General features: G+C 64.0%; 1 protein-coding gene. It reads left to right on the top strand.

The annotated features are described in order from the left end of the window. Positions 1-76: 76 nt before the first annotated feature. Positions 77-10,216: a VCBS domain-containing protein gene (locus CKCBHOJB_RS08290; protein ID WP_281051496.1), complete on the top strand. Its 10,140-nt coding sequence runs from the start codon at positions 77-79 to the stop codon at positions 10,214-10,216. The last annotated feature ends 259 nt before the right edge of the window (positions 10,217-10,475 follow it).

Genomic DNA, 10,475 nt, shown 5'->3' with positions numbered 1-10,475 from the left:
GCTAGCATTGGGGTATTGTTACTTACTAACAACAATTACCCGACTCTGAAGCGCCCAATAGAACACGGAAGACACGATGACCACGACCACCAACGCCGCGCCCGCGCCCGCGCCCAACGCAGCCCCCAAGCAAGCCCTGACGCCAACGCCGAACGGCGACCTCACGCTGGCACGCGCACCCGGCGCCGAGTCCTCCGAGATCGAAGGCGCTGACCTAGAAGCGCTCAGGCGCTTCAACAAGGCGCTGCCGCCCGAAACCAAGCGCACCGACAAGCCGGCCGCGAAGAAGAAGGACGAAGAGGAAGAAGAAAAACCCGCGGCTGAAAAGGACGACGAAGCTGCCGCCACGGCCCAGCAGGAAGGCGGTGCGAATGCCGATGACGGCACCCTGCTCGAAGCGGATGCCGGTGCCGGTGAGGCGGCGGCCGGCGGGTCGAGCGCTGGCTCAGGAGAGGGGTTCTCGGCGGCCCAGGTCGCGCTCGGGTCGCTGCTCTTCGGCGGGATTGCCGCTGCTGCGGGCGGCGGCGGGGGCGGAAGCAGCTCGCCAGCCCCCAATGTGGCGGCCGTGATCACTGGCACCGCCAGTGGCACCGTGACCGGAGGCAACGACGGGGCTAAGGCCTCGGGCGATCTCGATCACACCGACGTCGATGGTCCCGACGACGTTTGGCAGGCCGGAACGCTCAAGAGCGCCTACGGCTCGCTGACCATCACCGCCGACGGCAAGTGGGTCTACACGCTGGACGTCGCCGATGCCACCGTGCGAGCGCTGAATGCGGACGAGACGCTGACGGATAGCGTCGTTGTCCGTACCTCCGATGGCACCGAAAAAACGGTAAAGATCACGATCAACGGCGCCAATGACGCGCCGGTGATCACGGGTGATGACACGGGCTCGGTGACCGAGAAGAGCGGGGTTCTCAACGCCACGCCTGGCGTGGCAACCGCCACCGGCGACCTCGACCACACCGATGTCGATAACGACCTCGCTAACGCCGATGACAAGTGGAAAGCCGAAACGGTCACCGGCAGCTACGGCGCGCTGGTGATCGATGCGGCTGGCGCGTGGACCTACACGCTGGACGACACCAACAGCAGCGTGCAGGCGCTCAATGTCGGAGACACGCTGACCGACACGCTGACGGTGGAGACTGGTGACGGCACGACCAAGACGGTGAGCATCACCATCAACGGTGCCAACGACGCGGCCACCGCTACCTTCGTGACATCGGATGACGGCACCTTCACGATCTCTGCCGATGACCAGGACAACGTGGGTCGTCTGACGCTGGCGGGCAATGCGTCGTCCTTGTTCGACAACCCGCCCGGTACGGCCACTTCGCTCGTGAATGACGGAAACGTGAACACCACCTACACCGTCAAGTCCCAATCTGCCCCGACCGCCTACCGCGTGGTGGTGGAAGACGCGGCCGGCGCGCAGTCGGCCGTGTTGAACTCAGAAGGCGATGAGCTGGTGGTCTCCATCGGCTCTGCGTTGAGCAACACCCTGGGGCCGGTCGAATCCAACCAGGCCGCGATCTACTACGGCTTCGGTGGTAACGACACCATCCGCGCGGGTGTCAACGCCGACACCCTCTACGGTGGTGAAGGCGACGACAAGTTCGTCGTGCTCGGCGAGATCCTCGCGGGCGCCTTCGGCAGCGGTTCGTACAGCACCTGGACCGACGAGGCCCTGCAGGCAGCCATCGACGCCCAGGGCTTGACCGACGTTGTCACGGTGGCAGAGCTTCGGGCGGCCAACCTCGCATCCGAGGCAGCCGACGGCGAGCGCATCGTGGGCGGCGCCGGCAACGATACGCTGTACGTCTTCGGTTCGGCCGACCTGACCAACGTCGACGTCGATGCCTCCGTGGAAAACCTCGTCCTGTTCTCCCGGATCGAGCTGACGCGGGCGCAGCTGTTCGAGCTCGACACCATCACGCTGGTGGGCAACAGCGCACACACCATAGTCATCACCGACCTTGCGCCGGGCGAGACGCCTGAGCAGGCGTTCGGGGCGTGGCTGCAGCAGGTGGGTCAGCAGCTCAAGCTCAGCCGTGTCGGCGACCAGAGCAGCCTGAGCCTGACCATCGGCGACGGCGGCACCCCCAAGAACGCGCAGGAGATCTTCGAGTTCCTGGCCAACAACGGCTCGCCGTTCAGCAATGAGTTGTTGTCGGCGGTGACGACGGAGACGCTGACCGACACCGCCTCGCCTGACACTTTCAACAGCGTGATCGGTACGGTCACTGCGACGCCTGGCGGGGCCGCTTACTCGATCTCGGGTGGCGGGGCTGATAGCAGCCGTGCCGGCTTCGATCTCAGCAAGGCAGCCACCTACGGCACGCTGTACCTGAACAGCAACACGGGTGCGTACGAGTACGTTCCCAACGGCGGGGTGATCGAAGCCCGTATCGCCAACGACAGCGAGAGCTTCAACCTGCTGGTGACGGTGGGCGCCGACGTGGTCGGCATCGAGACCCTGGCCATCGACATCGTCGGGGTGAACGACGTGCCGGTGGTGGGCAACTTGCCGGCGGCGCTGCTGGGCAGCGTGACCGAGTCGGGTCACCTGGACGACGGCACGGTGGTTTCGGGCACGTCGAGCATCAGCGGCACGCTGAGCGCGACCGACGTGGACGCTGGTGCGGTGCTGAGCTGGAGCATCGAGGGCACGCCCTCGACCACCTACGGCACGATCGCCATCGATCCGTCGACTGGCGAGTGGACCTACACGCTGGACAACGACCTGGCGGCGACGCAGGCGCTGAAGGAGGGCGAGTCCGTCACGCAGACCTACACGGCACGTGTGACCGACGAGTTCGGTGCGTCTGTGGACCAGACGATCACGGTGACCATCAACGGCACGAACGACGTGCCGGAGGTGACCAACGTGGCCACGGATCTGGTGGGCACGGTGACCGAGGCGGGCAACGAGGACGACGGTGACGTCGTGGCCGGCACGGTGAGCGTGAGCGGCACGCTGAGCGCGACCGATGTGGACGCGGATGCGGTGCTGACCTGGAGCATCGAGGGCACGCCGTCGAGCACCTACGGCACGATCGCCATCGATCCGTCGACTGGCGAGTGGACCTACACGCTGGACAACGACCTGGCGGCGACGCAGGCGCTGAAGGAGGGCGAGTCCGTCACGCAGACCTACACGGCACGTGTGACCGACGAGTTCGGTGCGTCTGTGGACCAGACGATCACGGTGACCATCAACGGCACGAACGACGTGCCGGAGGTGACCAACGTGGCCACGGATCTGGTGGGCACGGTGACCGAGGCGGGCAACGAGGACGACGGTGACGTCGTGGCCGGCACGGTGAGCGTGAGCGGCACGCTGAGCGCGACCGATGTGGACGCGGATGCGGTGCTGACCTGGAGCATCGAGGGCACGCCGTCGAGCACCTACGGCACGATCGCCATCGATCCGTCGACTGGCGAGTGGACCTACACGCTGGACAACGACCTGGCGGCGACGCAGGCGCTGAAGGAGGGCGAGTCCGTCACGCAGACCTACACGGCACGTGTGACCGACGAGTTCGGTGCGTCTGTGGACCAGACGATCACGGTGACCATCAACGGCACGAACGACGTGCCGGAGGTGACCAACGTGGCCACGGATCTGGTGGGCACGGTGACCGAGGCGGGCAACGAGGACGACGGTGACGTCGTGGCCGGCACGGTGAGCGTGAGCGGCACGCTGAGCGCGACCGATGTGGACGCGGATGCGGTGCTGACCTGGAGCATCGAGGGCACGCCGTCGAGCACCTACGGCACGATCGCCATCGATCCGTCGACTGGCGAGTGGACCTACACGCTGGACAACGACCTGGCGGCGACGCAGGCGCTGAAGGAGGGCGAGTCCGTCACGCAGACCTACACGGCACGTGTGACCGACGAGTTCGGTGCGTCTGTGGACCAGACGATCACGGTGACCATCAACGGCACGAACGACGTGCCGGAGGTGACCAACGTGGCCACGGATCTGGTGGGCACGGTGACCGAGGCGGGCAACGAGGACGACGGTGACGTCGTGGCCGGCACGGTGAGCGTGAGCGGCACGCTGAGCGCGACCGATGTGGACGCGGATGCGGTGCTGACCTGGAGCATCGAGGGCACGCCGTCGAGCACCTACGGCACGATCGCCATCGATCCGTCGACTGGCGAGTGGACCTACACGCTGGACAACGACCTGGCGGCGACGCAGGCGCTGAAGGAGGGCGAGTCCGTCACGCAGACCTACACGGCACGTGTGACCGACGAGTTCGGTGCGTCTGTGGACCAGACGATCACGGTGACCATCAACGGCACGAACGACGTGCCGGAGGTGACCAACGTGGCCACGGATCTGGTGGGCACGGTGACCGAGGCGGGCAACGAGGACGACGGTGACGTCGTGGCCGGCACGGTGAGCGTGAGCGGCACGCTGAGCGCGACCGATGTGGACGCGGATGCGGTGCTGACCTGGAGCATCGAGGGCACGCCGTCGAGCACCTACGGCACGATCGCCATCGATCCGTCGACTGGCGAGTGGACCTACACGCTGGACAACGACCTGGCGGCGACGCAGGCGCTGAAGGAGGGCGAGTCCGTCACGCAGACCTACACGGCACGTGTGACCGACGAGTTCGGGGCCTATGCTGACCAGACGATCACGGTGACCATCAACGGCACGAACGACGTGCCGGAGGTGACCAACGTGGCCACGGATCTGGTGGGCACGGTGACCGAGGCGGGCAACGAGGACGACGGTGACGTCGTGGCCGGCACGGTGAGCGTGAGCGGCACGCTGAGCGCGACCGATGTGGACGCGGATGCGGTGCTGACCTGGAGCATCGAGGGCACGCCCTCGACCACCTACGGCACGATCGCCATCGATCCGTCCAGCGGCGTGTGGACCTACACGCTGGACAACGACCTGGCGGCGACGCAGGCGCTGAAGGAGGGCGAGTCCGTCACGCAGACCTACACGGCACGTGTGACCGACGAGTTCGGTGCGTCTGTGGACCAGACGATCACGGTGACCATCAACGGCACGAACGACGTGCCGGAGGTGACCAACGTGGCCACGGATCTGGTGGGCACGGTGACCGAGGCGGGCAACGAGGACGACGGTGACGTCGTGGCCGGCACGGTGAGCGTGAGCGGCACGCTGAGCGCGACCGATGTGGACGCGGATGCGGTGCTGACCTGGAGCATCGAGGGCACGCCGTCGAGCACCTACGGCACGATCGCCATCGATCCGTCGACTGGCGAGTGGACCTACACGCTGGACAACGACCTGGCGGCGACGCAGGCGCTGAAGGAGGGCGAGTCCGTCACGCAGACCTACACGGCACGTGTGACCGACGAGTTCGGTGCGTCTGTGGACCAGACGATCACGGTGACCATCAACGGCACGAACGACGTGCCGGAGGTGACCAACGTGGCCACGGATCTGGTGGGCACGGTGACCGAGGCGGGCAACGAGGACGACGGTGACGTCGTGGCCGGCACGGTGAGCGTGAGCGGCACGCTGAGCGCGACCGATGTGGACGCGGATGCGGTGCTGACCTGGAGCATCGAGGGCACGCCGTCGAGCACCTACGGCACGATCGCCATCGATCCGTCGACTGGCGAGTGGACCTACACGCTGGACAACGACCTGGCGGCGACGCAGGCGCTGAAGGAGGGCGAGTCCGTCACGCAGACCTACACGGCACGTGTGACCGACGAGTTCGGTGCGTCTGTGGACCAGACGATCACGGTGACCATCAACGGCACGAACGACGTGCCGGAGGTGACCAACGTGGCCACGGATCTGGTGGGCACGGTGACCGAGGCGGGCAACGAGGACGACGGTGACGTCGTGGCCGGCACGGTGAGCGTGAGCGGCACGCTGAGCGCGACCGATGTGGACGCGGATGCGGTGCTGACCTGGAGCATCGAGGGCACGCCCTCGACCACCTACGGCACGATCGCCATCGATCCGTCCAGCGGCGTGTGGACCTACACGCTGGACAACGACCTGGCGGCGACGCAGGCGCTGAAGGAGGGCGAGTCCGTCACGCAGACCTACACGGCACGTGTGACCGACGAGTTCGGTGCGTCTGTGGACCAGACGATCACGGTGACCATCAACGGCACGAACGACGTGCCGGAGGTGACCAACGTGGCCACGGATCTGGTGGGCACGGTGACCGAGGCGGGCAACGAGGACGACGGTGACGTCGTGGCCGGCACGGTGAGCGTGAGCGGCACGCTGAGCGCGACCGATGTGGACGCGGATGCGGTGCTGACCTGGAGCATCGAGGGCACGCCGTCGAGCACCTACGGCACGATCGCCATCGATCCGTCGACTGGCGAGTGGACCTACACGCTGGACAACGACCTGGCGGCGACGCAGGCGCTGAAGGAGGGCGAGTCCGTCACGCAGACCTACACGGCACGTGTGACCGACGAGTTCGGTGCGTCTGTGGACCAGACGATCACGGTGACCATCAACGGCACGAACGACGTGCCGGAGGTGACCAACGTGGCCACGGATCTGGTGGGCACGGTGACCGAGGCGGGCAACGAGGACGACGGTGACGTCGTGGCCGGCACGGTGAGCGTGAGCGGCACGCTGAGCGCGACCGATGTGGACGCGGATGCGGTGCTGACCTGGAGCATCGAGGGCACGCCGTCGAGCACCTACGGCACGATCGCCATCGATCCGTCGACTGGCGAGTGGACCTACACGCTGGACAACGACCTGGCGGCGACGCAGGCGCTGAAGGAGGGCGAGTCCGTCACGCAGACCTACACGGCACGTGTGACCGACGAGTTCGGTGCGTCTGTGGACCAGACGATCACGGTGACCATCAACGGCACGAACGACGTGCCGGAGGTGACCAACGTGGCCACGGATCTGGTGGGCACGGTGACCGAGGCGGGCAACGAGGACGACGGTGACGTCGTGGCCGGCACGGTGAGCGTGAGCGGCACGCTGAGCGCGACCGATGTGGACGCGGATGCGGTGCTGACCTGGAGCATCGAGGGCACGCCTTCGGCCACCTACGGCACGATCGCCATCGACGCCGCGACCGGTGTGTGGACCTACACGCTGGGCAATGAGCTGCCGGCGACACAGGCGCTGAAGGAAGGCGCATCCGTCACGCAGAGCTACACGGCGCGGGTGACCGACGACAAGGGTGCGTATGTCGATCAGACGATCGTGGTGACGATCAATGGCACGAACGACGTGCCGATCATCTCCCTCGAAACCGGCGATCTCGCCACCGCAACGCTGACCGACACCTCGGTCGCGGATGACTTGTTCGCTTCCGACACCCTGACAGTGAGGGATGTCGATCTGTCCGACACCGTGACGGCCTCGGTGGTCAATTCGGCCACGGACATCGTCACGTCGGGTCCGCTGGGTACGCTGAACAACACCGCGCTGGCGGGCATGTTCTCGCTCACCGGCGGCAGCATCAACGCGAACCCAAGTGATGCGAACAACCTCACCTGGACCTTCAACCCCGCCGCAGGCGCCTTCGACTACCTGAAGAACGGTGAGTCGCTGGCCATCACCTACACGGTGACGGTCAATGACAGCAAGGGTGGTACCGATACGCAGGACATCACCATCACCATCAAGGGTGCGAACGATGTGCGTTTGACCAGTTACGTGTCGTCTACCTCGAGCAGCTTCACGATCACGGCGTCGGACCCCGACGATACGAGCCTTAAGTTGCCGGGCAACCCGACCACACTGTTCAATGACCAGAATGGCAACCCCACTTCGGTGGTCAACAATGGTTCGCCGACCACCTTCACGGTGGTGGAGCAGACCACGCAGACTTCGTACCGCGTGGTGGTGGAAGATGTGCCGGGTGCGCAGACGAAGGTTCTGAATGCGGACGGTGATGAAGTGGTGGTGTCGCTGGGTACTACGGGCGGCAACGTTTTGCATTCCGTCTCGTCCGTCCAAGCGGGCATCTATTACGGCTTCGACGGCAACGACACCATTACCGGTGGCGTGAACGCCGACACCATCTACGGTGGAACCGGCAACGACACGATCAACGCTGGAACCGGCAACGACTTTATTGCGGGCGAGATCGGTGACGACACCCTCCACGGCGGTGGCGGCCAGGACACGATCTATGGCGGTGATGGTGACGATAAAATCTTCTGGACCAATACCACGGCTGGCGCTGGCGTCACCGCGGACGGTGGTGACGGAAACGACTACATTGACGCCGATACTGACGATGTGGGGGACGATACGCTGGCCGGCGGCCGGGGCAACGACATTATTTATGCCGGAGGCGGGGACGACCGCATCGAGGGAGGCGAGGACAACGATACGCTGAAGGGCGAGGAAGGTGATGACACGCTTCTTGGGGGCGATGGCAACGATTCGCTAGAGGGCGGTAACGGAAACGACAGCCTCAGCGGCGGTTCGGGCGACGACACGATCAAGGCAGGCCTGGGCGTGGATACCATCGTCTCCGGAGCAGGGGCCGATCAGATCTCGCTTGATATTGGTAGCAGCGGTGAGTCGGATTACGTCGTCTATCAGGTCAGCGAGGTGGACGGCGTCCAGACGGCTGCTGATTCGCCCGCCTATGGAGCTACCACGGGATACGATGTCATTACCGGTGTCGAAACAGCGAGAGATGTGCTGGTCTTCAACCAGTTTAAGCCGGGTGCCGGCCGCAAGCTGGATGGGACGAATGGCTCAAGCGTGTGGTCCAATGGTGGCAACGTCACTATCACAAGCACCGCCAGCGTATTGGCCGTCGAGAACTCTGCCGTAGCGGCCGGAGACAGTTTGACCGAAGATATTGCCGCCGCGTTGAATGCAGCATTTAATTTGTCCTCTCTGAAAGACGGTGAGGAAATGCTGTTCAGCGTCAAGGCAGCCAATATCGATGGTGATGAGAATACCAGCCAATACTGGGTGGGCATCTTCAACAACACAGTGGTTGATGATGCGAATAGTGCTAGGGAAATCCAGGTGGTTGCCTTGGTGACCCAGGTAGGTTCGGGCGGTATCGATTGGGACAACTTCCGTAAAGAGGTACCTTCGACCCCGCTGATCGGAGGGACGCCCAACACGTCAAGCCTTTCGTACGACATCACACCGACAGATGACGCAACGGTGACGCCGTTCAGCAACCCTGTGACTGACCCTGATAAGACTCACTTCCCGATCACGGCGGGCAACCGGTTCAAGGGAGCCACCTATGTGTCGGATTTCGTACCAGGTGTGACGCAGTTGCCGGTTCCGCCGACATTCTCGAGCTTTGGTGACAATGAAGTGCACCACGGGCAGTTCGAGGTGTACTACGGTTCGTACGATTCCTTAACGGGAATCTTCACGGTGACCAGTACCCCGTACTCACCCCCCAGTGTGCCTACGTCTCACACTTTGATTCTTTATGACAACGACAGCACGTTGAATGTCGAGTTCATCGAAGGACTTGTGTTTGATGGGTTCATGCAGGAATCGAGCTGGAGTATCACCGAGGGCGGAACAGCAAACGCGACCCTGCAATTCAAGCCGCCGGCCAATACGCTGTACGGTACCCCGGGTGCCGATACATTGGACGGTACTGCATCGGCTGAGTTGATCCAGGGTTTGGCGGCGAACGACTCGCTGTCTGGCGGCGATGGGGTCGATACGATTGCCGGCGGTGCAGGTGATGACACGCTGGTGGGCGGCCTAGGTAATGACGTCTTGATTGGCGGCGTTGGTAACGACACCTTCTCTTATGCGTCGGGCGATGGCCTTGATACCTTCAAGGACTTCGGTGTCAAGGATGTGTACGACACGGACTTCGTGACGACCAGTGGCAACTACAACGTGGTGTCTGCAACTGCGGACCCCTTGGCTGGCCTGAGTTTGAATATCTCCAGTGCCACTGGTGCTGGGGTCTTCCAATTTACTGCCGACTTTGCCGACGAGTTGTTTAACACTGGAAGCGTGCTCGATGGCAAACAGATGGATGCCCTGCTGAGGACCATCGACAGCGACGGTATTGTGGATCTCAATGCCACCAGTGGCCGTTTCATGCTCGTCATGACGGACACCAGTACGGACAAGTCGCACTTGTATCAGGTGGTTGACACGTCCGGCACTGACAGCCGTGTCGGTGGCGGGGATGTCGGCGGGCTGACCTTGGTCGGTATTTTTGAGGAGATGGCTGCCCCCTGGACGAATGGCTACATTGCCTGATCGAGGAGGCTGTTAGCAGGCGGGTGGGCGCGGTTCCACCCGTCTTGGTGCGACCCTCTGCTTCCCACAAGGAAGCAGAGGGTTTCGTTTGACTGTCGCGGACTCAGTTATGGAAAGGTTTCGTATTCGAGATGGGTGAGATGTAGCCCTCGCGGAGCGCTTTTCGCTCAGGCGCTACATGCCCGCAACCATGGAGACGCCGAACATCGACCAGATCTTCCTCCGGGATCGGGTGTGGCCCCTAATTCGGGGACAATGC

It is taken from the genome of Thauera sp. GDN1 (genome assembly GCF_029223545.1).
In the GTDB taxonomy this organism is placed as follows: Bacteria; Pseudomonadota; Gammaproteobacteria; order Burkholderiales; family Rhodocyclaceae; genus Thauera.
This window is presented reverse-complemented; position numbering and strand designations above follow the sequence as displayed.